At 71.0% G+C, this 19343-nt stretch carries 28 protein-coding genes and 1 pseudogene; 2 read left to right on the top strand and 27 right to left on the bottom strand.

The window, feature by feature from the left end:
• Genes OOJ91_RS12250 through OOJ91_RS12225 form a run of 6 tightly spaced genes read right to left on the bottom strand, consistent with a single transcriptional unit; the run spans window position 1 to window position 6863 of the window.
• A complete protein-coding gene (locus OOJ91_RS12250) occupies window positions 1-2304 on the bottom strand; it encodes a hypothetical protein (RefSeq protein ID WP_266244729.1) in 2304 nt (767 codons plus the stop codon).
• A gap of 16 nt (window positions 2305-2320) precedes the next feature.
• A complete protein-coding gene (locus tag OOJ91_RS12245) occupies window positions 2321-2617 on the bottom strand; it encodes a hypothetical protein (RefSeq protein WP_266244728.1) in 297 nt (98 codons plus the stop codon).
• Complete coding sequence (locus OOJ91_RS12240) at window positions 2614-2856, bottom strand: hypothetical protein (protein WP_266244727.1); 243 nt, start codon at window positions 2854-2856, stop codon at window positions 2614-2616. The genes OOJ91_RS12245 and OOJ91_RS12240 overlap by 4 nt, the downstream gene beginning before the upstream one ends.
• A 2-nt stretch (window positions 2857-2858) precedes the next feature.
• Window positions 2859-4928 (bottom strand): phage portal protein family protein, encoded by a 2070-nt coding sequence (locus OOJ91_RS12235; protein WP_266244726.1) that lies wholly within the window; start codon window positions 4926-4928, stop codon window positions 2859-2861.
• Window positions 4929-4945: 17 nt separating this feature from the next.
• Window positions 4946-6466 (bottom strand): phage terminase large subunit, encoded by a 1521-nt coding sequence (terL, locus tag OOJ91_RS12230; RefSeq protein WP_266244725.1) that lies wholly within the window; start codon window positions 6464-6466, stop codon window positions 4946-4948.
• Window positions 6417-6863, bottom strand: coding sequence for a hypothetical protein (locus OOJ91_RS12225; protein WP_266244724.1), 447 nt, complete (start codon window positions 6861-6863; stop codon window positions 6417-6419). The genes terL and OOJ91_RS12225 overlap by 50 nt, the downstream gene beginning before the upstream one ends.
• Window positions 6864-6958: 95 nt before the next feature.
• Between OOJ91_RS12225 and OOJ91_RS12220 the strand changes: the two genes are divergently transcribed.
• Entirely contained in the window at window positions 6959-7330 is a 372-nt protein-coding gene (locus OOJ91_RS12220) for a hypothetical protein (RefSeq protein ID WP_266244723.1), read from the top strand.
• Between the two features lie 151 nt (window positions 7331-7481).
• Here OOJ91_RS12220 and OOJ91_RS12215 read toward each other — a convergent pair whose 3' ends face one another.
• Together OOJ91_RS12215 and OOJ91_RS12210 are read right to left on the bottom strand one after the other, a co-directional pair.
• Window positions 7482-7739 (bottom strand): hypothetical protein, encoded by a 258-nt coding sequence (locus tag OOJ91_RS12215; protein ID WP_266244722.1) that lies wholly within the window; start codon window positions 7737-7739, stop codon window positions 7482-7484.
• Window positions 7740-7783: 44 nt separating this feature from the next.
• Window positions 7784-9979, bottom strand: coding sequence for a pyridoxal-phosphate dependent enzyme (locus OOJ91_RS12210; RefSeq protein WP_266244721.1), 2196 nt, complete (start codon window positions 9977-9979; stop codon window positions 7784-7786).
• A gap of 94 nt (window positions 9980-10073) precedes the next feature.
• Here OOJ91_RS12210 and OOJ91_RS12205 point away from each other — a divergent pair, with 94 nt between their 5' ends.
• Window positions 10074-10685, top strand: a complete 612-nt coding sequence (locus OOJ91_RS12205) for a hypothetical protein (protein ID WP_266244720.1) — start codon at window positions 10074-10076, stop codon at window positions 10683-10685.
• A 62-nt stretch (window positions 10686-10747) separates the two neighbouring features.
• Here the strand turns inward: OOJ91_RS12205 and OOJ91_RS12200 are convergent, their stop codons facing one another.
• From OOJ91_RS12200 to OOJ91_RS12110, 19 genes and pseudogenes are all read right to left on the bottom strand, one after another.
• Window positions 10748-11116: a hypothetical protein gene (locus tag OOJ91_RS12200; protein WP_266244719.1), complete on the bottom strand. Its 369-nt coding sequence runs from the start codon at window positions 11114-11116 to the stop codon at window positions 10748-10750.
• 38 nt (window positions 11117-11154) lie between these two features.
• Window positions 11155-11427: a hypothetical protein gene (locus OOJ91_RS12195; RefSeq protein WP_266244718.1), complete on the bottom strand. Its 273-nt coding sequence runs from the start codon at window positions 11425-11427 to the stop codon at window positions 11155-11157.
• 54 nt (window positions 11428-11481) lie between these two features.
• Window positions 11482-11838: a hypothetical protein gene (locus OOJ91_RS12190; protein WP_266244717.1), complete on the bottom strand. Its 357-nt coding sequence runs from the start codon at window positions 11836-11838 to the stop codon at window positions 11482-11484.
• A 118-nt stretch (window positions 11839-11956) separates the two neighbouring features.
• Window positions 11957-12358 (bottom strand): hypothetical protein, encoded by a 402-nt coding sequence (locus OOJ91_RS12185; RefSeq protein WP_266244716.1) that lies wholly within the window; start codon window positions 12356-12358, stop codon window positions 11957-11959.
• Window positions 12355-13176 (bottom strand): hypothetical protein, encoded by an 822-nt coding sequence (locus OOJ91_RS12180; protein ID WP_266244715.1) that lies wholly within the window; start codon window positions 13174-13176, stop codon window positions 12355-12357. The genes OOJ91_RS12185 and OOJ91_RS12180 overlap by 4 nt, the downstream gene beginning before the upstream one ends.
• 123 nt (window positions 13177-13299) lie before the next feature.
• On the bottom strand, window positions 13300-13704 hold the full coding sequence (locus tag OOJ91_RS12175) for a hypothetical protein (protein WP_266244714.1): 405 nt from the start codon (window positions 13702-13704) through the stop codon (window positions 13300-13302).
• Between the two features lie 19 nt (window positions 13705-13723).
• Window positions 13724-14044 carry a hypothetical protein gene (locus OOJ91_RS12170; RefSeq protein ID WP_266244713.1) on the bottom strand — a complete coding sequence of 107 codons (321 nt, stop codon included), beginning with the start codon at window positions 14042-14044 and terminating at the stop codon, window positions 13724-13726.
• Window positions 14045-14071: 27 nt separating this feature from the next.
• Window positions 14072-14386: a hypothetical protein gene (locus OOJ91_RS12165; protein WP_266244712.1), complete on the bottom strand. Its 315-nt coding sequence runs from the start codon at window positions 14384-14386 to the stop codon at window positions 14072-14074.
• On the bottom strand, window positions 14383-14754 hold the full coding sequence (locus tag OOJ91_RS12160) for a DUF6221 family protein (protein ID WP_266244711.1): 372 nt from the start codon (window positions 14752-14754) through the stop codon (window positions 14383-14385). Before OOJ91_RS12160 ends, OOJ91_RS12165 begins: the two co-directional genes overlap by 4 nt.
• Window position 14755: 1 nt before the next feature.
• A complete protein-coding gene (locus OOJ91_RS12155; protein WP_266244710.1) occupies window positions 14756-15004 on the bottom strand; it encodes a hypothetical protein in 249 nt (82 codons plus the stop codon).
• Window positions 15001-15924: a hypothetical protein gene (locus OOJ91_RS12150; RefSeq protein ID WP_266244709.1), complete on the bottom strand. Its 924-nt coding sequence runs from the start codon at window positions 15922-15924 to the stop codon at window positions 15001-15003. Before OOJ91_RS12150 ends, OOJ91_RS12155 begins: the two co-directional genes overlap by 4 nt.
• A 328-nt stretch (window positions 15925-16252) precedes the next feature.
• Window positions 16253-16627, bottom strand: coding sequence for a hypothetical protein (locus OOJ91_RS12145; RefSeq protein WP_266244708.1), 375 nt, complete (start codon window positions 16625-16627; stop codon window positions 16253-16255).
• Window positions 16627-16914: a hypothetical protein gene (locus OOJ91_RS12140; protein WP_266244707.1), complete on the bottom strand. Its 288-nt coding sequence runs from the start codon at window positions 16912-16914 to the stop codon at window positions 16627-16629. Before OOJ91_RS12140 ends, OOJ91_RS12145 begins: the two co-directional genes overlap by 1 nt.
• Entirely contained in the window at window positions 16911-17153 is a 243-nt protein-coding gene (locus OOJ91_RS12135) for a helix-turn-helix domain-containing protein (protein ID WP_266244706.1), read from the bottom strand. Before OOJ91_RS12135 ends, OOJ91_RS12140 begins: the two co-directional genes overlap by 4 nt.
• Entirely contained in the window at window positions 17150-17350 is a 201-nt protein-coding gene (locus OOJ91_RS12130; protein WP_266244705.1) for a hypothetical protein, read from the bottom strand. Before OOJ91_RS12130 ends, OOJ91_RS12135 begins: the two co-directional genes overlap by 4 nt.
• 307 nt (window positions 17351-17657) lie before the next feature.
• Window positions 17658-18464, bottom strand: coding sequence for a hypothetical protein (locus OOJ91_RS12125; protein ID WP_266244704.1), 807 nt, complete (start codon window positions 18462-18464; stop codon window positions 17658-17660).
• Window positions 18461-18715 carry a hypothetical protein gene (locus OOJ91_RS12120; protein WP_266244703.1) on the bottom strand — a complete coding sequence of 85 codons (255 nt, stop codon included), beginning with the start codon at window positions 18713-18715 and terminating at the stop codon, window positions 18461-18463. Before OOJ91_RS12120 ends, OOJ91_RS12125 begins: the two co-directional genes overlap by 4 nt.
• The gene (locus OOJ91_RS12115; protein ID WP_266244702.1) at window positions 18712-19137 is read right to left on the bottom strand and encodes a hypothetical protein; all 426 of its coding nucleotides are present in this window, start codon (window positions 19135-19137) and stop codon (window positions 18712-18714) included. The genes OOJ91_RS12120 and OOJ91_RS12115 overlap by 4 nt, the downstream gene beginning before the upstream one ends.
• Window positions 19138-19166: 29 nt before the next feature.
• A pseudogene (locus OOJ91_RS12110) lies at window positions 19167-19343 on the bottom strand (BldC family transcriptional regulator); the annotation flags it as partial.

Here is a 19343-nt window from a genome sequence, read left to right as displayed (position 1 = left end):
TCAGTTACCTCCCGTGGTGGCGAACGGGCCGTCGATGCCGGCGACGAGGGTGTCGTAGCCGTCCTCGCCGGTGGCCTGGTCGACGTCGCCGGTGTAGCCGGTCGCGGCCACCGGGACCTCGGTGTTCGGCGCGAGGGACGCGAGGATGTCGGCGGTGACCTCGGGGGCGCGGTCGTACCGCTCCTCCCACTTCGGCCGGTCGGCCGGCTTGATGCGGCCGACCTGCACCGCAGCGTCGAAGAGGGCCTGCTTCGCGGTCTTCGCCGCGCCGGCCCGGATCTCGGCCAGCTCGCCGGACAGGCGGGTGATCTCGGACTTCATCTCGTCGCGGGCCGCGGCGACCAGCTCCGGGTTGGGTGCGGTGTCGGCCTTGGCCTTGACGCCGTCGAGCGCGGCCAGAACGGCGGCGTCGTCGGCGGTCGCGGGCAGGCCGAGCCGCGAGCGCACGTCGGTGCTCAGGGTGGACACGGGGTCCTCCTTCGGATCGGTGGGGTTGGGCTCCGGCTCGGCGGCCGGGGGAGTGGGGGCCGGCTCGCCGGGGGCGGGCTCGGCGGGGGCGGCCTCGCCCTCGGCGGGGCTGAGGACGGGCGCGGTGGCCGGCTCGCCGGGCGGCCAGTTGCCGCCTCGGTCGTGCGGCGGCTGCTCCAGGGCGGGGGGCCGGGACTCCTCGGCCGAGGCGAACACCATCCGCGCGGCGGCCACCTGGTCATCGGCGGGCACGTACGCCGGCCGGACCCGCTGCGGGGCGCCGAACTCGATGCTGTCGCCGGCCACAGTCACCGGCACCCGCACCAGCGACCGGTCCGTGTTGTCCATGACGATCACCTCGTCAGGGGCGGCCTCGACGATCCACTGCTGCTCGGGCTGCCCGGCCGCGTTCCACGCGCTGTGGATCCGCTCGACCAGGCTGGGGGTCGGGTTGGGCATGGTGTCCTCTCCTGGCAGGTCAGCGGAGGCGCGGTGCTCCTTGGAGCCCGGCCAGTAGCCGAAGTGCTCGTGGAACCACTCGGACGCGATGCGCTTGGCCCGCTCGCTGTCGACGTGCTTTTTCAGGTGCCGGTACAGGGCGGTCCACGGGTGCGGGGACGTCGCCCACTTCTTCAGGCCCTCGCCGTGCAGCCAGTACCGCTTGAGCTGGTTGCTCTCGGTGTCGGCTGCTGCGGCGGCGACCGGGTCGGCGTGGCCGTAGATGTCGGCCAGGTCGACGGCGGTGAGCGGGATGTCGACGCGTTCGCCAGCGAATGCGATGCGGACCCGGTCGAACACGACTGGTCCGGTCCGGGCGGCCAGCGCGGGGATCTGCGACAGGTCGTCGGTGTACGTGAGGGTCAGGTGCGGCACCCACGGCTTGTGGTTCTCCGGCAGTTCCACGGAGAACTGAAGCGCCGTGACCTGCGCTGCTGCGGCGGTGACTGCCTGCGCGTATCCGAGGTCGTCACCGGAGATGCCCAGGACCAGGCAGGTGTCCCGGTCGCGGCCATCCGGGCTGGCGGACCCGGGCGGGTTGAACACCGACACCGCGAACGCGTGCGCGTGCGCGTCGATCGTGGGGACGTCGCCGGTGGCGCGGCGCACCGCGTCGATGACCGCGGCCTTGGCCTTCGGGCTGAACTCTGCGGCCTCACCGAGGTACAGGAGGGTGACGTGCAGCTCGTCGACGGGCTCCCCACCCTCGACCGCCAGCCGGGCGGCGTCAGCGGCGGTGGGGATGAGTGCGACCATCGCCCCCGTGTGCACGGTCTGCTCGGCGGCGTCGACGTGCAGAGTCAGGTCGCCCGGCACCGACGCGGCGATCCGGACCTCACCCGCGTCCGGTGCGGCGTCCGATGCGGCGAGCCCGAAGAGGGTCTTCACGTCGGCGAGGCTGTTGAGCGGGGTCAGGGTCGACACCCCGGGCGGGGTAACGCCGAGCAGCGACACTGCGGTTAGGACGAACGGGTGGGTGTGGCCGAGCCCGCACCGCTTGTTGTAGGAGCCCTCGACGGAACGATTGGGCCAAGCGGCGGCCTGCACGTCGGTCAGCCAGGAGGGGGCGACCTGATCGGCGATGAGGGTGTGGCCACCGTCGGTGATGCGCAGGTTCTCGTACCAGCCGATAGCCGGTTCCCCATCGCCGGGAGTGAACCGGCGATCGGTGTGGCCGATCTTGACGATGGGCTTCTGGACGGCCGGGCAGGACAGGGCGGCCACTGCGGCGGTCAGGTCTTCTCGTGCGGCGGTCCACTGGCCGGTGGAGATGTCCCAACGGCCGGTGCGGACCAGTTCGACGCCGTCGCGGCGGGAGAGGGGAGCCGTGTCGGGCATGGTCACCACCTCCCGGTCACCGTGTGCCGTCGCAACCGCCGGTCTCCGCCGGCCGCGGCCAGTGCCAGGTGCCGCCCGGGTACGAAGGGACGGTGGGTGCGCCGGGGGTGTCGGAGAAGTCACCGTCGTGGCGTTCGAGGCCACCGTCGGCGAGCGGGTGGAAGAACACGCCGGTCGGGTTGAGGACGGCGACACCGACCCGGCCGTCGGAGCCGACTTCGGTGACGATCGCGGCGCGGCAGGCCGGCGGGAACTTCCCGTCGGCGCTTCCCCGGGCGACGTAGTGGACGGCGCGGGCGACGGTTGGCTTCACTGGCCATCCCGTCCTTTCTGGGTGTCGGGATGGCAGAGGTCGACGCCGTGGCTACTGACGTAGGACGGGCCGTCGGAGCGTTCGAGGACCGGTGCGAAACCGGTCGGGTACGCGCGGACCAGGTTCGGATCGCGGGTGCGTTCCCACAGGTAGAGGGCTTTGCCGGCCACCTGGTCCAGGGGGCCATCGGCGTCGACCGAGATGGTGTGCCCGGCCGTGGTGATCTCGACCCGGGCCACCGCTACTCGCCTTCGTCGTCGGTGAAGGCGTAGAAGAAGCCGCGGCAGCGGTGCCCACCGAGGCAGTCCCGGTAGGTGCCGGCCGGGTAGTCGTCGAGGGCCGCGTCGAGCGTCGGGTACTCGCGGCCGTCGACCTTCCGGCACGGCCGGCACTGATTCCGGTCGTTGATCTCCAACGCCCGGAAGCGGACGCCGTCGGGCAGCTCCCCGAACACCTGCTCCCGCGCGGCGCCCTGCGCGGTGCCGGCGGCCTGGGCGAGGTTCCCCGCGATCAGGCCGGAGTCCTTCGCCTTGGACACGTCGGTGAGGGCGGCGGCGACCGCCTTCCGGACCGACTCCACGTCGGGGGTTCCGCCGGACTGGTGCAGGGCAACCCGGGTAGCGGCCGACCGGTAGCCGGCCACGATCAGGTCAGTGACCGCGCTGGCCGTGCCGGCGATCCGGTCGAGGGTCGCCGGCGTCAGGGTGGGGGACACCCGGGCGATGGGCCGCACCTCGGCAGCGGTGGCGCGGGCAGCCTTGCGGGCCACGGCCACCATGCCGTCCGTGACGACCTTCAGGAGTGCGGCCGTCGTTGCCGGCGGGACCGCCAGTAGGGCGAGGCCGGCAAGCGCCCCACCCGCAGCCTCGGCGGCCACCGCAGCGGCGAGGGCGCCGACCAGCGGGCCGGCCTTCTTCTCCCACCGGGCGGTCATGTCGGTGACCGCCTGCCGGTACTCGGCGTCGAGCTGGGCGGGGTTGACGTTGACCGGTGGGGCGGCGGCGGCGACCCGCTCGCCGACGCCGCCCCCCGGGGCTTCTTCGTCCTCGACCGGCGGCCGGTCGGGGACACGGGCCGGCGGGCCGGCAGGCAGCGGGCGGGGGGCGTCCGGGTCGCGTTCGGGTAGCCGATACTCGCGGCGTACCCACGCCTCCAACTTCGGGTCAGCTGCGAGCGCACCGGAGGTGAGGAGGAGTTGCAGCGATTCGGCGGTGACCTCGCGGCGCGAACCGACACCGGACACCACGATGCGCGGCGCCGGCTCGTCGTCGCCCCAGTTCCAATCGACAACGGGGACGACGGCCTGCCTGGTGGCGGTGTCGGCGATCGCTTCCGCTTCCGACTCCAACGCCAGGGTCCACGAGTCGATGAACGCGGTACCGAGGGCGCGGGAGCCCGATTCGCTGGTGCCCAGGTCCAGGTGCGACATCAGGACGGAGCCGGCCATTTCCTGGTTGAGGAAGCGGATGAAGCCGAGGGTGTCGGGGATCGAGCCGCTGAGCCCGACGATCTTCAGGGTGAAGCCGGGCGGCACTGCGGCGCCGGCTTGGTCCCCGGCGCGGGCGGCGGACGCCATGCGCTGTGCCTCGGCCAACTGGCCCGGGGACGGGTTGGTGCCGGGCAGGGCTTCGGCCACGGGCACGCCGGCACCCCAACGCCGGTTGGAGATGGCGTTGACGCGCATCATCTCCCGCTTGATCAGCCACGGGCCGTACGCCGGCCGCAACAACGACGTGCCCTGCCAGCCGGAACCCTCCCGGCTGCGGCTGTAGAAGACGAGCCGGTCTGCCGTGATCTGCGGCGACGGCTGCCGGGTGGTGATCTGCTGGTCGATGCCCAGCAGCGCGCCGGTGCGCGGGTTGGCGTGGATCGCGGTCACCGTCGCGGGGATGCGCTCGGCCAGCGTCGTCAACCGGGCCCGCCCGTCGACGATGGTCGCTTCCATCTCGAACGCGTAGTGACCCCACACCTGCGACAGGAGCGCCGAGCGGAGGTGGTCGTTCCACGACACGCCCCGGCGGCGAGCCGACCCCGGCTTGTCTGCCCCGGCGATCGGCAGTCCCAAGCAGTCGGCGACGAACTGGGTCACCTCGGGCCGACATCCGGCGCCGTCGAGCTGCCACTGAGCGCGGCGAACCTGCAACCCGTACCCGTCGAGGATCGACGTCAGGCGGGGGTCGCGGCGCATCTCCGCGTACACCGGAACGCTGGCCGGGTACAGCAGGTTCGGGATGTGCTCGTAGACGTCGGTGACGATCGTGCCGTACTGGTTGTCGTCGACCATGCCGACGAGCGAGGTGGGGGCAGTCAACGGGTGCCCCCGTCCTGCTACAGCGGTTCGTTGTTCCAGTCGACCTCGCCGGCCGGCGGTTGGGCCGGCGGTTGGGCCGGTCCGGGGGCGGACTGTGTGATCGCGACCCGCACCGCGTAGGCGAGGGTGTCCACCTGGTCGTCGTGCGACGCATTCGGGAAGCCGGCGTGCTCGTTGACCCAGTCGTCCAACCAGGTCGCCCCGGCGGGCAGCCACACCCGGCCGCCCTCCACCCACCGGGAGGCGGGCAGGGCGCGGGACAGCTTGTCCGTCTCGGCCGTGACCGGGGTGATGGGGATCAGGTTGTTCGCGGCCTCACGGGTCAGCGTGAGCCCGTGCTGGGTGGCCTCCACGAACAGGGTGTCGAGCTGCCACCGCTCGACCAGCGGGCGGGCCGACTTGAAGTGGTCGTTCTCGGAGATGTGGGCGCGTACCCGGTCGAGGAGGACGAGGTCCCCGGCGATGGTGCGCGCCCACGCGGAGATGACCGTCCAGTCGGCGGATGCCTTGGTGGAGGCGGCGAGGTCGACGGTGGCGAACCGCCAGCAGTCCCGCAGGTCGTAGGTGCGTTGCCCGAGGGTGAGCTTGGTGCCGTAGGGGGTCCAATAGCGCCACCACAGCCGTTTGAACAGGTTGCCCTCAGCGGGGGTGGGGGACTGCTGGTACAGGGCGGAGAACGTGTACGCGCCGACGATGCGGCGGATCTTCGCCCAGTCCCGCGCGCCGCGGGCGGACACCATCGGCTCGCCGACCTTCCGGCCGAGGGGATCGTTGGGTCGGTCGGCGATCGCCGGAATCCTGATGATCTTCCAGTCGCCGGCGTTGTCCCCGCCGGTGATGTCCTGGATCGGCTCGGCCTCATGCCACAGCGTCTGGATCCACACCACGCGGGTGTTCGGCCCCATGCGCGGGACCAGCACCGACTGCCACGTCCGCATGACCCGCTTGCGGTACGCCTCGGACTGGGCCTCTTCCATGTTCTTGAGCGGGTCGTCGACGACGATGTAGTCCGCCGGCTTACCGGTGATGGAGCCGCCGACCCCGGCGCAGTAGATGCCGCCGCGCCGGCCGGCGACCTGCCACCGCCCAGCGGCCCGCGAGTCGGCCCGCAATCGGATACCGAGGTCGGTGGTGCCTTCGTCGCCGGTGTACGTCTCCACGGCCTGCTTGACGTCGGCGCCCCACCGGCGGGCCATCTCGTCGGAGTACGAGACGTCGATGATCCGCAGGTCGGCGTTGACGTCGGCGAGGAGCCACAGGCAGTGCCAGTACGAGCAGAGCGTTGACTTGCCCTCCTGCGGGGGCATGAACACGGCCAGCTTGTTGCCCGGTAGGCGACCCTCGGCCAGGTCGACGAGGCCGTGGTTGATGGCTTCCAGGGCGGGAGTGCGGACCATGGTCAGGTCGAGGGCGCACGCCAGGTCCAGGGGTGACGTCCACCGGCGGGGCCGGTTCATCGCCTGGTGGCGGTCCCGTTCGGCTTTCAGCTCATGCAGGTGCCGGAGCTGAAGCAGCTTCTCCAACTTGATCTCGGCCAAGCTCTGCGGCGAGTTCCTGGATCGCGTTGTCGATGGCATCCAGGGTCACCACCTCGTGCCGAACCGGGGCGTCGAGGCCGAGGAGCTTGCACCGCCGGTCGATGATCCCGAGGACGGCGGTGACGGCCTTCGGGTCACCCGCTGCCGCAGTGGGCCACAGGCCGGCCTGCAGCCGGTTGAGCCGGTCCAGCTCCTCCTGCCGGAGGACGTCGGCGTTGCGGTGCATCTCGGCCACGTTGGATTCGAGGGCGCGGGTGATGTCCTTGTGGGCGGCGGCCCGGTCGGCGTAGCCGAGGCGGTCGGCGATGGTCTGGTAGTCGAGGCCGGCGAGGCGCATCGCTACGGCCTTGCCTCGGCGTTCGGCGGTGGCGGCGCGTTGGGCGCGGGATGCCGGCATGGCGCGGGTCCTTCTGCGTGTTTGGGTGCCGTGGGTGGCCCCGTCGTATAACTTGATAGTTGTAAGGGCTAGCAAGTTTCTTCTTGGGGGTAGTCATGAGCCGCACGCCGTACACCGACAGCATCAAGACCCAACTCGGCGTCGACACCAAGACGATGTACGAACTCCAGACCACCCACGGCGACGCAAGCCCCATCGGCCAGTGCGTCTACATGATCCAAAGCGCCCTGTGGTCCATGGAGTCCGCCGAGCGCAACGCCAACAAAGCGCTCACCCAGATCGCCAGCATCACCACGACCCAGATCGCAAACCTCGCCGGCAACGACCTCGCGTTTGACCCGTCGTGGTTGACCACCCACGCCAAGCACGCCGCCGAAGCCGGCGCGAAGCTCAACGCAGGCTTCCAGCAGATCGAGACGTTCAAGCGCCTGCTCGACGCCCTGACCACAGCGACCGCCGCAGCCTGACACCCCAACCCCGACGGCCCCGGCGGCACACGCCCCGGGGCCGTTCCGCTGCCCGGCGTTGTTGGCCGGTCCCTACTGGTTGGCCCATCGACTGTCCGACGACTACGGCCCCGTCACCCTCCCGGGTGCGGGGCCGATCGTGTGGCGGCGGTCAGTAGGTGCCGGTTTCGGGGCCGATCTTCTCGCCCGTCAACTCCCGGAACCGCTTGCACGCCGCGTTGTACGCCGCGCCCTCGGCGAACCGCAGGCGCGTCGGTGTCGCGGCCACGCGCTCGATGGTGGCCCGGAACTCGGCCACGTCCGGGGCCGTCGCGGCGGTCAGCCTCCGGAGGGTGGTGAAGTCGCCGGTGAATCCGACCCGGGCGCGGGTCCTGCGGGTTCCCATCGTCAACTCTCGGGCCAGTCCCATGTCTACCTCCGGTGTGCGGGCTGTCGAGTCCCAGCTTGTGGAGATCACTCCGACTGCTGCAAGCCCTCTTCGGAAGCTTCACCCTCAAGGTCGCCAGCCTCGACGGATGGCCAGGTCCGCACGTCGTTCAGGTTGCCCCGGTGATAGACGGCCACCGCTTGATGGGTGCGGGTGAGTTTCCGCAACACGAACCCGCGAGCCGCGCGGATCGCCGCCGTGGACACGGCGGTGACGAGGACCGCGTCCTGGTAGAGCCGCCAACCCAGATCCTCCATGATCCGCGTGGTGTCGGTCGGGAGGTCGAGGATGTAGCCCTTCGCGTCCCGGACCGGGCCGGTGACGATCGCTGCGAACGCGTCAGGCCTCATCCGGTCCGTGGCGGCCGACAGGCATTCCCGGTAGGCGGTGAGGAAGGTGGGGTAGTCACCGGCGCGGGACAGGTCCGCCGGGTCGTCGCTGTAGACCTCCAGGTCGTGGTACGGCGGGCACGTGAGCATGAAGTCGTACAGGTCGTCGCCCTCGACCAGGTCGCGAAGGTTGCGGGAGTCGCCGACTACCCATCGGGGGCGTTCGGCCGGTGGGGTGTCCAGGGCCGTTTCCCGGCGGCCGACCACCCACAGCACGTCCCCGTCCTCAAGGAACGGAAGGCACTTCGCCTCGTAGACGGGGTCGAGTGGCAGGTCGCCGAGTTCCGTTTCGGCGGCGGGCGTGTGGTAGTCCAGCGGGCTTTGGACAAGGGTTACGCGGTCGCGCCAGCCCGGGGCGTACGTGTCGAGGCGGCCGGTCGGGTCGGCGCCGACGACGACGCCGAGGACGGGCACGGTGTTGCCGGCGGCGGTGAGGCCGGCGAGGATGCCCGACAGGCTCATCCCTGAGCCGACGGGGACCACGAGCCGTTTCGCGTCGGCCGGCAGGTTCGTGACCTGCGCGGCGGTGGCCCGTACCGCCTCGGCGCATTCCATGCCGAACGGGATTTCGGTCCAGCCGTGTTGTGCGGCGTCCTCGCGGGCGCGGGCGATGATCACGTTGTTGTAGCCGGGCCGGTGCTCGACGATCTCCGCGCCAGCCGTTCGAGCGGCGGCCAGTTCGGGGGTGAGTGGGCCCTTCGCGGCCGGGACGTGGACACGGCATGGAAGACCGAGCGACGCGGCGACACCGGCCACGATGTTGACCTGTGGGCTCTGTCGGCTGCCGGCGGTGACGAGGCCGGCGGTCGCGCGACGGGCGAGGGTGAGGCACGTTCGTACCTTGCCGCCCGCGCCGCCGGGGATGGTGAACAGGTCATCCCGCTTCACGCGATACCCCGCGTGCACCTCGATCGGGGTGAGGTCGTCGGGACCGTAGGCGCTGGGGGTGTCCGGGGTGGTGATGCCGAGGAGGCCGCGGTTGACCCAGTCGGTTGCGGAGGCATCGTTGGCTTCGACCTGTTCGGGCCGCAGGTCGATGCCGGTGTAGTGGCGGCCGAGGCGAGCGGAAACCAGGCCCCGCACCGAACCACCGGCGAAGGGGTCGATGACGCGGTGTCCGGGCGCGGAGTACCAGCGGACGAGTAGCTCACACAGGACGGGGTCGAAGATGCTTGTGCCCGCCCAGGACGGGACTTCGGTGGCGTCGCCGCCGTGATACTTCGCCTGCTGGGCGGCGGCGTTGGCGAACCCGCCCGTGAGTTCGCCGCCTCGACCAGCGCCGCTGTCGATGCCGAGGGCGAGCCAGGACTTCTTCCGCTCCTGCCAGTAGCCCTGGCGGGCGTCGAGGACCGTGAACGGGGGCACCCCGAACCGTTCGGCGAGGGACTTACGCGCTCCGGTGGTGTCGCTGCCGTCGCTGTCTCCGCCGGAACCGTCGGCTGGGGTTATGAGGGCCTGGATGTCCTCGTCGGTGTATCCGGTGCCCGCGTAGTCGCCCTCCAGGTACGAGAGCAGCTCGGCGAGGGCGTCGAGGTCGTAGTCGCCGAGTTCGGCGAGCTTGTTGTCGGCCAGGTTGATGCGGCGGGCCTCGACGTCGTCGCAGGTGATGATCTCGGAGCGGGCGGTCGTGTGGCCCTCGGCCTTGATCGCGTCGTGGGTGTGGTTTCCGGCGAGGATGACGAGTTGCTCGCCGGTGTCGCGGACGACGATGGAACGGTATTGGCCGGTGCGGCGGATGGACTCGCGGATGCGGTCGACGTTGCCTCGGCGGGCGTTGCCCGGGAACCGGGTCAGCTCGCGGATGGGCACGTCGCGGGTTTCGACGTATTCCACGGTGCGGGTTCTCCAGGCTGCCCGGCCAAGCCGGCACGGGCATTGAGTCGTGTCGGTGACAGCCCGCTCACAGCCCGTGGGCGAGCATGGTCCGATGCGTGTTTACCGATATGTCGTAGTTGTTGCCGCCATCACCGGGCTGCTGTCCGGCTGCACCGGGGACGACGAGCCGCAGGCCGGACCGTCTCCGGTGGTGACGTCAGCCGCGTCGGGTGATGCCGGCGAGCCGAGTGACCTGCTGCCCATCACGGAGGGGCCGGCGGCGGCCGGCGCCGCGTGGCCCGACGGGCTCACCGCGAAACTCGTCGCAGTGGAACGGGTGCCGAACTCGTGGGGTGCAGACGTGCCGAAGTCGATGGCGATCGTCAGGGTCACCGTCGAGGTCCGCAACGGCACCGGTGACGTGCTGCCGATGGAGTCAGGGATACGGCGGACGACGCTGCTGCACGGCGGTGTCCGGGTGGAGGCCGAAGCGGAGGCCGGCTACTCGTACCACGACCCGGCCGAGGCGCGGCGGAAGAGCCTGTCGGAGGACGGCGGTACCCGCATCCCGGTCGGGAAGACGCTCCGGTTCGTGGAGTCCAGCACCGTGCCGGTGGGGTCGCTCGGGGAGTTGACGTTGGCGTTGCGGCTGCCGGCGGTCGACGGGGAGCGGGAGACGTTCTACCTGACCGGGGTGCAGGGGATGTTGAAGACCGTCCGGTAGTGGCCGGTGGCCCGGGACGCCACCCCGCAGTGGGCGTCCCGGGCCGGTCCTGGCGGCTGTGGTCAGCGGCGGCGGGTGCTGCGGAACTCGCCCGGCACCGTCGGGTCGGTGGGCTCCGTCGGCTCCTCCGGGGTGGGCGGGGTGTCGGAGCCGTCGGCGTCGCCCACGCGGGTGTCGGCGTCGGCGACGGCGGCCTTCAGCTCGTCGAACACGGCCTGCGCGTCGGGGGTCAGGTTGCCCTGCGCCTCGATGAGCTGGTTGAGCTTGGCGTCGACGTCGGCGGCGAAGTCCGTGAAGGCGGTCTTCAGGTCGGTGAGCTGGTCCTTGGCGGTGGCCATGGTGTTCTCCATTCGGGTGAGTCGGTCGTGCAGGGTGTCGTCCCGGAACTGGGAGCGAACCCAGTCCCAGAGGGTCAGCCGCGGGTCAGTCATGGTGTGCCTCCCAGCGGGGATCGGTGTGCGGGGTCGGGTTATGCGTCGGCGCCGTACGCGGAATCGCGTGCGCGGCGCAGGGTGCGGATCAGCCGGTTGACCCCGTCGCGGTCGAGGGATCCCCACAAGCCGGTGAAGTTCGCCGGTGTTTCGTTCTCGCCGGTCAGGTGCTCGGCGATGCTGCGACCGTCGTGGCTTTCGACGCCCAACTGCACGGAGCCGGTGGGGCTGGGCTGCCAGCCCACCTGCACGTCGTACATGCCGGATTGGTCGTTGATCGTTTCCTTTGGCATCACGCCATCTCCCGTCACGGGATTCGCCCTGTTCCCCGGGCGCGGGCATCCGCCATCACGGCGGGAGTCGGTTCACCGCCGGGCGAGGTCCGCGACCGCTTCGGCCACCCGGGTCAGCAGGTGTTCGTGCTCCCGCTGGTGGGCCCGGATCTGCGCGAGCCGGTCGGCGACGGTGCGGGGTTCCTCGGGCTCGTCAACCAACTCGTTGAGGAGTCGTTCGATGCGGTCGAGACGGGCGGTGACGTTCCGGTCGTCGGCCGCCTCGGCGGCGCCGATGTCGGTGACGACGTTGGCGTTCAGGCTGGCCACCCAGACGAGGACGACGCTGTTGGCCCAACCGAGCGGGAACGACAACGCCCCGACGGCCATCCACACGACGGCGCGGGAGCGGTGGAACCACACCTTCCAGCGGCCGGGGTGGGCGGTCACGAGCACCCCCGGAACGACGAAAACCCGCCGCGACCATCCAGGTCGGGCGGGCTTTGCAGACAGTGGTGCTTCTCAAACGTATACCGCCCGGAACACGTCACCGCAAGTGACCCCGCGGTTACGTCTTCGCGCGTCGGAGAACAGCAACCGCTTCGAGTACCTTCCCGGCCAGGTAGACCGTCTCCCGGCCCCGTTTCTTGAAGCGGGGGAGCAGCTTCTCGCCGGGCCGCTCAGGGTGGTCGAGGCACGCCCACTTCCGGATCGTGGCCGGTGGCACGTTGACCAGTGCGGCGGCCTCAGCGGTCGTCAACTCCTGCTCCGGCTCGATCAGCTCCTCCCGCTCTAGCGGCCACGTCTCCCCGAACCGGCGGGCGGTGCCGTCGGCCTGGTCGCACAGGTCGGGGCGGGCGGCGCGTAGATGCGCCCGGTACATGCGGGCGACCGCCCGCGCCCGGTGGGTGGGGTTGTCGAGGTGGTTGGGCCAGCGCGGGTTGGCTTGCCGGTCGTAGTCGGGGATCACGACGGCGCCGCAGCGGGTTCGGTGGCCGGCGGGCCGCCGGGCTGCTCGGCGGGCTCGGCCGGGCTGGTCGCTGTGATGGTGCCCGGCCAACGGAGGGTCTGCACGTACTCGTCGTACTCGTCGGCCGGGCGGTGCTGCTGGCAGCGGGCGCACCACACCTCGCAGTCGTCCTGCTCGTAACGGGGTTCCGCCCGGAACAGGGGTCCGTCCTTGTCGTCGGCGTCGCGGCCGTCGCACGCCCAGCAGTCCCCGGGCACCCACCGGGACCGGAACGTCCACCCGAGCATCGAGCGGGCGCGGGCACGCAGGCGTTGCAGATGCTCGACGGCCTCCCAGCCGGCCAGGTCGGTGACGGGGTCCTCGCAGCCGGTCGGGTAGACCGCGGTCGGGGGCAGGGCGGACAGGAGCCGCACCCTGGGTTCCAGGATCGTGACCGCGCGTTGCACGGCCGCACCGTGCTGGGACAGAGGCGGCAGGTCGGCCAGGCCGGCGGCGGCCCGGACCTCCGTCTCCCAGGTGGTGAGGACGTGGTGGATCTCCTGCTGCAACGCCTCAGGGTCACCGCGTAGCGGCATGGGCGGGTCGCGGCGGGCGCCGGGCTGCGCGTTCATGGCCTGCGACAGCGACGGGGCCTGCATCTGCGCGAGGTCCACCCAGTCGTACAGCAGGGTGCGGACGTCGCGGCGGGCAGCAGCAAGGCACGCTTCGCAAAAAGGGCTGCCCGGGTCGGTCCACGCGGGGTGCTTGGCGACGTGGTCGTAGCCCTTGCAGCGGATGTCGGAGATGCATTGCCGGTCGGGGTGGTGGGTGTCAGTCATGCGGGCGATCTCCTCCGGCGTAGCGGGCGGCTACCGTGGGTGGTGATCTACGCGCACCGTCGAGGGTTCGGGGGGATCATCGTGGCGGCGGTCGGACCTGGCGGGTCCGGCCGCCGCTGACTTCTACTGGCCGGCCGGCTGCCGGCCCTCGGCGTAGGTCAGGTCGTGTACCGGGGCGTTGAGGATGCCTGCCGGGTGCACGTAGTGGCTGATCGGTCCATCGTCCGCGACCTCGCTGATTACGGTACGGACCGTGCCGTCGGTCAGCTCGACCAGCACCTGCAAGCCGTTGCCGTTGTGTTCGGTGGCCTTGATCAGCCACACGCCTTTGATCTCGATCGTCTTCATGGTCACTGTCCTCGGGGTGTTGAGGTCTTGGTCGTCGAGCCACCGCTTCGCGGCCTCGTACTGGCGGTCGAGTTGCGCGCGGGCGTCGTACCGGTACGTGCCGAAGCTGTAGACCAGCAGGTCTTCCTCGAACTCGGCGCTGCGACCGTCTGGAAGTTCGATCTTGAGGCGTACCGCCATGGCTGGTGATCTCCTTCGGTCAGATGCCGAGAAACGGCGGGCGGGGCGGCTCTGGGACTGCGGCGGCGGCGAACCGCTCCAAGGCCCGCCACTGGGCGAGCAGCCGTCCCGCACGCTCGTCCATCGCCTGGTAGTGGTCGCGTATCTGGTTGTGCTGGTCGGCCGTGAATCGGACCTCGGCGGCCGTTGTGGCGGCAGAGCGGACGCGGACGATGTGTCGGGGCTCGGCCGGGTCGAGGTCGAACACGCCAGTACCGGGCGGCACCTCCGCGTCGACGACGATCGGGATGCCCCCCAGGGCGTCGAGCGGGTGCGCCCAGGGTGTGCGGAAGTCGGTCATGGCTGGTCCCACTCGACGATGAAGTGCTCATCGCGGCGTAGACCGTGCGCCTCGTAGATGGCGGCGAGGGCCGGACCGACGATCGGCGGCGTGAAAGGGCGGAGGACGTAGTCGGGGGGCGACGTACAACCACTCCGGGTCACGGCAGCCGACGTGCCGCTGCTGCAACCGGTACGGCACCTGGTCCGGCGGCTCGTCCGGTGCGGGTGGCTGGTCGAGGTCGATCATGTTGACCTGCATCCACCGCGGCGCAGCGGCGATGACCTCAGGTGGTGGCGGCCACTGCCGCGGGGCGATCCGCTGGCCGTGCAGCGGTCCACCCAGGCACAGAATTCCGATCATGGCCGCCACTCCTCGCGGTAGCCGGGCCGGGCCGCGTATGGCGAAGCCAGCCGGCACAGCGTCGGGCAGGGGTAGTCCTCGCGGGTGGCCGACCGGGCAGTGATACGCCAACAGGTCGGGCAAGCGCCCGAGCTGTGCGGTGCATGAAGGGAGATGATCTGCCGCGCCGCGTCCAGCTCGGCCAGGCGCTGCTGGCACATAGCCTCGACCTGCGGCCAGTCGTGCCAGCCGGGAATGTACTTCCCGAGCAGCTTCGGGTCTCGCAGGGTCAGGATCGTCTGCTGCGCCCAGTAGAGCCGAGTGCGGGTGCTCTCCTGGTTCATGTCGAGTTGGGCGCTCAACCAGGTCGCCAGGGCCGGATCAGCCATCCTACCTGGCCCTTCGCGGCCGGGTGTGCACGAACGCCGTCAGGCAGGGGCCGATGTACCGCTTGCCGACTCGCAGGTTCCAGCCGTGTATGCCACCCGAGAAGCCGCCCCGGGTACGCCAGAAGCCGATGTGCGAGCCAGGCGGAGTGCCGTAGTAGGCCGCAAGCCGCAGCCACCGGCGGCCGGTCCGGATGACCACGTCGCCACCGGACTGGGTGTCGTTCCGCTCCCTACGGGCCTCGATCTTCACGGCGTCGTGATCCCGTCGGCCGTGGTCGTGCCCACGTACCGCCACGCGCTCGGGTCGGTGAGGTCCGAGTCGGTCGGCGCGACGAACACCTGCCCGACCGTGGCGAAGGCGTAGCGCGCCGAGTCGATCAGGTCGGGCTCTCGCCGGCCAGCTTCGTCGTCGGCGATCCGACGCAGCAACTGGGACTCCATCCGGTCCCATTTCCTGCGCACGTACTCGGCCGGGTTGCGGACGGCGGTCAGTCGGGACTCCAGCACTACCGTCTGGTGGCCGTACTTACGGTCACCGACGTAGGTGCGCAACCGGTAGTGCCACTCCCCTTCGGCCGGGCGGTGCTCGGTCGTCGCCAGCAGGACTGGCCCCGGGTAGGTGGCTTGGCAGTGCGGGCACACCTGGCACAGCTCCACCGCAACGACCACCTCGCCGGCCGTCGCGCGGAACTCGGCGGACCCGTCGGCTATGCGTAGCCCGTGCTGCGGCTCCCCGTGCCGGCCGCAGTTGCGGCAGTGGCGCTCCCAGTTCGGGATCCCGAGGCGGGTCCTTGCGTCTTCCTGCTCGCGGGCTCGGTTGGTGGACCGCTCGCGGACCTCCCGCAGCAGTCGTGCCGCCGAGCAGTTGTCGGGCCTGCGGATGACGCGGTGAAAGAGGCTGTAGTCGTCGAGCAGGTGGTACGAGAAAAGGCCGTGCCACCGGGCGGTCGGCAACGGACGGCGGCAGGTGCCGCACCACCACTCCCAGCCGTCCTGCACCTCGACGGGCACGTCACGCAGCAGAGCAGGCCGCAGGTCCGGCGGAGCCGGTTCCGCAGCCACGTCGCCCGGGTCGCTCAGTTGCTTCTCCAACTTCCGCCACACCCGCTTCATCCGGGCGATCGTGGCCGGGGTGAAGTCGCTGTCGAACCGGTCGATCGTGTGGCCCACCCACCGGTCGCCGTCGTCCAAGCGAAGGTGCAGGCCGTCGGCGTCACGGGGCGCAGTAGCCAGGCGAAGTACGGGCCGTCGTAGTGGGTGTCCGTCCGCACGGGCTCATACCCGAAGTCGTTCTCTTCGGTGGTGGCGAGTCCAGGCCGCCAGCGGGCCGGGGTGGCGATCCCGTGCCGGAGGCTGACGCGGCCGGGGCCGTTGGTGTCGGTGTCGTCGCTGATGTGCGTCGGTTCGCAGTCCTGGCCGCAGTAGGCGGACCCGGGCCGGGGTTGGGCGCCGCACGGGCAGACGCCGTCGATAGCCCGGTCGATCGTGTCGAGGAGGCTCACCGGGCCGGCCCCCCATCCGGAGCCGCAGGGAGTGCCAGTTGATCCCCGTCGGGCGACCACTCGTCGAACAGGGAGCGCATCGCCTGCTGGTAGGTGTCGGCGACGACCATGACGTACGCCTTCATCTGAACGGTCAGGTAGATCCGGGTTTTGTCCCGCTCGGGGGCGTAGAGGGAGTCGACGGGGAAGAGCATGTCGCGTTCGTAGCGCAGCTCGGCTCCGGTGAGTTCCGTGCTGGCGAAGACGGCTGCCTGGCCGTCGGCCAGGCGTTCGCCGTAGAGCACCCAGTCCGGGCCACGCCGGGTCGGTTCCAGCAGGGCCGGTGACAGTGTGTTGACGGTGGCGGGTGTCGACCCGGGATTGGAGATCATTAAGTGTCCTGTTCGTCACTTTCGGTACAAGTTTGCGCGAGGGTCGGCTCGGGCTCGTCGTCGGGATCCCCTTCCTCGGGTGCAACGGCACCAGGCAGGAAGCCGAGCAGCCCCGGCCCCCCGTCCGTGGTCGTCTTCGGACGCCGCAGCCGGATCGACCGGGGAATCAGGCCGCGCTTCTCGGCGCACTTCTCGCCGTAGCCGTCGTACATGGGGCCGCTCGGCACCGGACGGTGGCAGCAGCGGCAGCGCCGCAGCGGCCCGGCCGGCAAGAGCGGCGTGGTCATTTGCGGTCGCGGTCGATCCAGCGGAGGACGGCGATCGTGATGGACAGCACGCAGTCGTGTCCGGCCTCGATCCGGCTGATCGTCGACGCCGAGCAGCCCAGCTCGTCGGCCGCCGCCCGGATGGAGAGCTGCCGGCGGCGCCGCTCGCCCCGCAGCAGCACGGGCAGAGCGGCGAGGACGTCGCCGAGCTCGCTGTAGGACGACAGGTCGCCGCTCGGCCCGGTCAGGGTGGCGGTCACGCTGGGACCGACGCGTCGTGGCCGACGTCGGCCGGCTGGTTGATGTGGTTCGCGCACGCCTCGCAGCACAGGGTGGGCGCGACGGCGCCGGTGTGGAGCCGGACGGGCCGGATGGCGAGGTCGTCGGTGGTGCGGTCGCACAGCAGGTCGAGGCGGCAGCGTGGTGGTGGCGCGGTGTTCAACCGTGCAGCTTTCATGATCGATCTCCTTGTGGTGTGGTTGGTTGGTACGTGCGGCTCCCGCTCATGGGGCCTGTCCCGTCGCCGGGGACGGGCACCCGGAGCAGCGTGACCCGGGTCGGCGCTGCCTCTCGGGCGGCAAGGCGCCGGGCGGCCCGCTCAGCGGTCCACCGCCACCAGTGCTGCGACACGTTCCGCCGGGGGAGAAGGCCGCCTTCGCGGACGCCCTGCACGATGTAGCCCCAGCGGCCGGCGACGGTGACGACTTCGAACGCCACGGTGCGCCCGAACTGCACGGGCGCCGCAGCCGCAGGGGTTGACTCGGTCACAGGCCCATCCCCGCCTGGATGGACTGCGACTCGCACACCGCGCACTGCACACCCGCCGTGTCCGAGGTGTCGCCGCTGGCGTCGGCCGGGTAGACCAGCTCGTTGGGCCAGATGTCGTCGCCGCAGCCCGCGCAGGTCCGCCGCCGCCGCGCGGGCCGGCCGCCCACGGGCCAGAAGCCACCCGGCGGGCGCTTCGGCGGCCGGGTCACGATGCGGTACAGGTCCCGGAACAGGCGGCAGTCCCCAACGGCGGTGTGCCGCGCGTACCAGGCCGGGTCCAAGCCGCACGCCCGGACCACATCGTCCGTGCGGTCCGGCGCCGGCAGGCCCTGCGCGGCTAGCCAGCCCTTCGCCCGCTCCGGCACATCGCACGGGTGGTAGTACCAGCCCGGGGCGATGCCGTGGACCAGCATCCGGGGCTCCAGGGTGTACTGGTCGAACGCCGGGTTCGACCCGCAGATGACCGCCTTGTCGCGGACCAGGTCGGCGACGCCGCGCAGCATCACGCTCTCCCGGACGACGTCGGGGTGGGGTGCCCACTCCCCGACGCGCAGCCGGATCGGGCCCCCGTGCTCCCCGTCGACCAGCGACGCCTGCGGGTGCCGCTGCCAGAACCCGCCGATATCTAGCGATACCGGGTCGGCGTTGTGCAAGTCCAGGTCTCGGACGTCGACGATCCAGTGGTGTTCGGTGTCCTCCTGGCCTGGCCGGCTGACGATCGCACCGGCCTCCCACGCACGGCGCTGCGAGTGCACGGCGGTCGTTTCGAGGTCGGCGTGAACCTTGGTCTGCTGGTTGGTCATGTCGGCGCGCCTTCCGTGCCGGCCGTTGCCCGCTGCCGCTCGTCGGCGATCGCCAACCCGACGCGCAGCGTGTTGAGCAGCATCTCGGCGCGGTGCGGGTCCTGCGGCGCCATCACGGTCAGGGCCGCCACCACTCCCTGGAAGTCCCCGGCGTCGAGGGCGGCAAGGAAGATTTCCTCGCAGGTATCCGCGTCGAAGATCGGGGTGCTGGGGGTGACCGGCGCCGGGCCGGCGGGAGTCGAGTCGGTCACGGCTGCCGCCGGTCGATCGCCTCGATCTGCGCCACAGCGACCGCGGCCACCTGCACCAGCTCGGCGCGCAGCTTCACCGGGTCGTCCTCGGCCAGCGCCTCGAACACCTCTTCCAGCAGCACGCCATCCCACGCGATAGCACCACGTCCCGCGCGCTCGGCGTTGATCAGCTTCCACCGTTCGGCGTTCTCGGCGAACTCGGCCCGGCCGGTGTAGTGGTCCTCCGGGTTGCTGTCGGGGTGGTTCTGCTCGCCCCAACGCGCGTCCTGGCGGGACCGCTCGCGGGCGACCTCGTACAGGACCCCTCCGGTGCGATCCGTGCGCTCCACGTCCTGATCGGCCACGGGCGGACGGTTGTGCCAGGCGTTGACCGCCTCGCTGGCGTCGGTGCTGCCGGTGGTGTGCGGGTTCAGGTAACTCATGCCGCCGGCTCCTGCGGGTCCGCTGCTGGCTTCAGCAGGGTGCGCACCGTCGACGCGTAGAACCGGCGGTGCCCGCCCAACGTCTTGATGCCCGGCAACTTCCCGGTCTTTGCCCACCGGGTGACGGTCTTCGCATCCACCCGGAACAGGTGGGCGACCTCACCCGGTGTCATCAGGGGATCGGTGGGCGGCTGGTTGGTCGGCAT

It is taken from the genome of Micromonospora lupini, assembly GCF_026342015.1.
GTDB classification, from domain to species: Bacteria; Actinomycetota; Actinomycetes; order Mycobacteriales; family Micromonosporaceae; genus Micromonospora; species Micromonospora lupini_B.
The sequence above is the reverse complement of the archived record's forward strand: the minus strand, read 5'-3'. Positions and strand labels throughout refer to the sequence as shown.

Excerpts from the sequence above, each read along its gene's own strand:
- OOJ91_RS12220 (WP_266244723.1), top strand. The coding sequence starts at position 6,959 with ATGAGCCGCACGCCGTACACCGACAGCATCAAGACCCAACTCGGCGTC.
- OOJ91_RS12225 (WP_266244724.1), bottom strand. The coding sequence starts at position 6,863 with ATGCCGGCATCCCGCGCCCAACGCGCCGCCACCGCCGAACGCCGAGGC.
- OOJ91_RS12140 (WP_266244707.1), bottom strand. The coding sequence starts at position 16,914 with ATGACCACGCCGCTCTTGCCGGCCGGGCCGCTGCGGCGCTGCCGCTGC.
- OOJ91_RS12145 (WP_266244708.1), bottom strand. The coding sequence starts at position 16,627 with ATGATCTCCAATCCCGGGTCGACACCCGCCACCGTCAACACACTGTCA.
- OOJ91_RS12160 (WP_266244711.1), bottom strand. The coding sequence starts at position 14,754 with ATGGCTGATCCGGCCCTGGCGACCTGGTTGAGCGCCCAACTCGACATG.
- OOJ91_RS12175 (WP_266244714.1), bottom strand. The coding sequence starts at position 13,704 with ATGGCGGTACGCCTCAAGATCGAACTTCCAGACGGTCGCAGCGCCGAG.
- OOJ91_RS12205 (WP_266244720.1), top strand. The coding sequence starts at position 10,074 with ATGCGTGTTTACCGATATGTCGTAGTTGTTGCCGCCATCACCGGGCTG.
- OOJ91_RS12250 (WP_266244729.1), bottom strand. The coding sequence starts at position 2,304 with ATGCCCGACACGGCTCCCCTCTCCCGCCGCGACGGCGTCGAACTGGTC.
- OOJ91_RS12130 (WP_266244705.1), bottom strand. The coding sequence starts at position 17,350 with ATGAAAGCTGCACGGTTGAACACCGCGCCACCACCACGCTGCCGCCTC.
- OOJ91_RS12180 (WP_266244715.1), bottom strand. The coding sequence starts at position 13,176 with ATGACTGACACCCACCACCCCGACCGGCAATGCATCTCCGACATCCGC.
- OOJ91_RS12215 (WP_266244722.1), bottom strand. The coding sequence starts at position 7,739 with ATGGGACTGGCCCGAGAGTTGACGATGGGAACCCGCAGGACCCGCGCC.
- OOJ91_RS12165 (WP_266244712.1), bottom strand. The coding sequence starts at position 14,386 with ATGATCGGAATTCTGTGCCTGGGTGGACCGCTGCACGGCCAGCGGATC.
- OOJ91_RS12115 (WP_266244702.1), bottom strand. The coding sequence starts at position 19,137 with ATGAGTTACCTGAACCCGCACACCACCGGCAGCACCGACGCCAGCGAG.
- OOJ91_RS12170 (WP_266244713.1), bottom strand. The coding sequence starts at position 14,044 with ATGACCGACTTCCGCACACCCTGGGCGCACCCGCTCGACGCCCTGGGG.
- OOJ91_RS12200 (WP_266244719.1), bottom strand. The coding sequence starts at position 11,116 with ATGACTGACCCGCGGCTGACCCTCTGGGACTGGGTTCGCTCCCAGTTC.
- OOJ91_RS12125 (WP_266244704.1), bottom strand. The coding sequence starts at position 18,464 with ATGACCAACCAGCAGACCAAGGTTCACGCCGACCTCGAAACGACCGCC.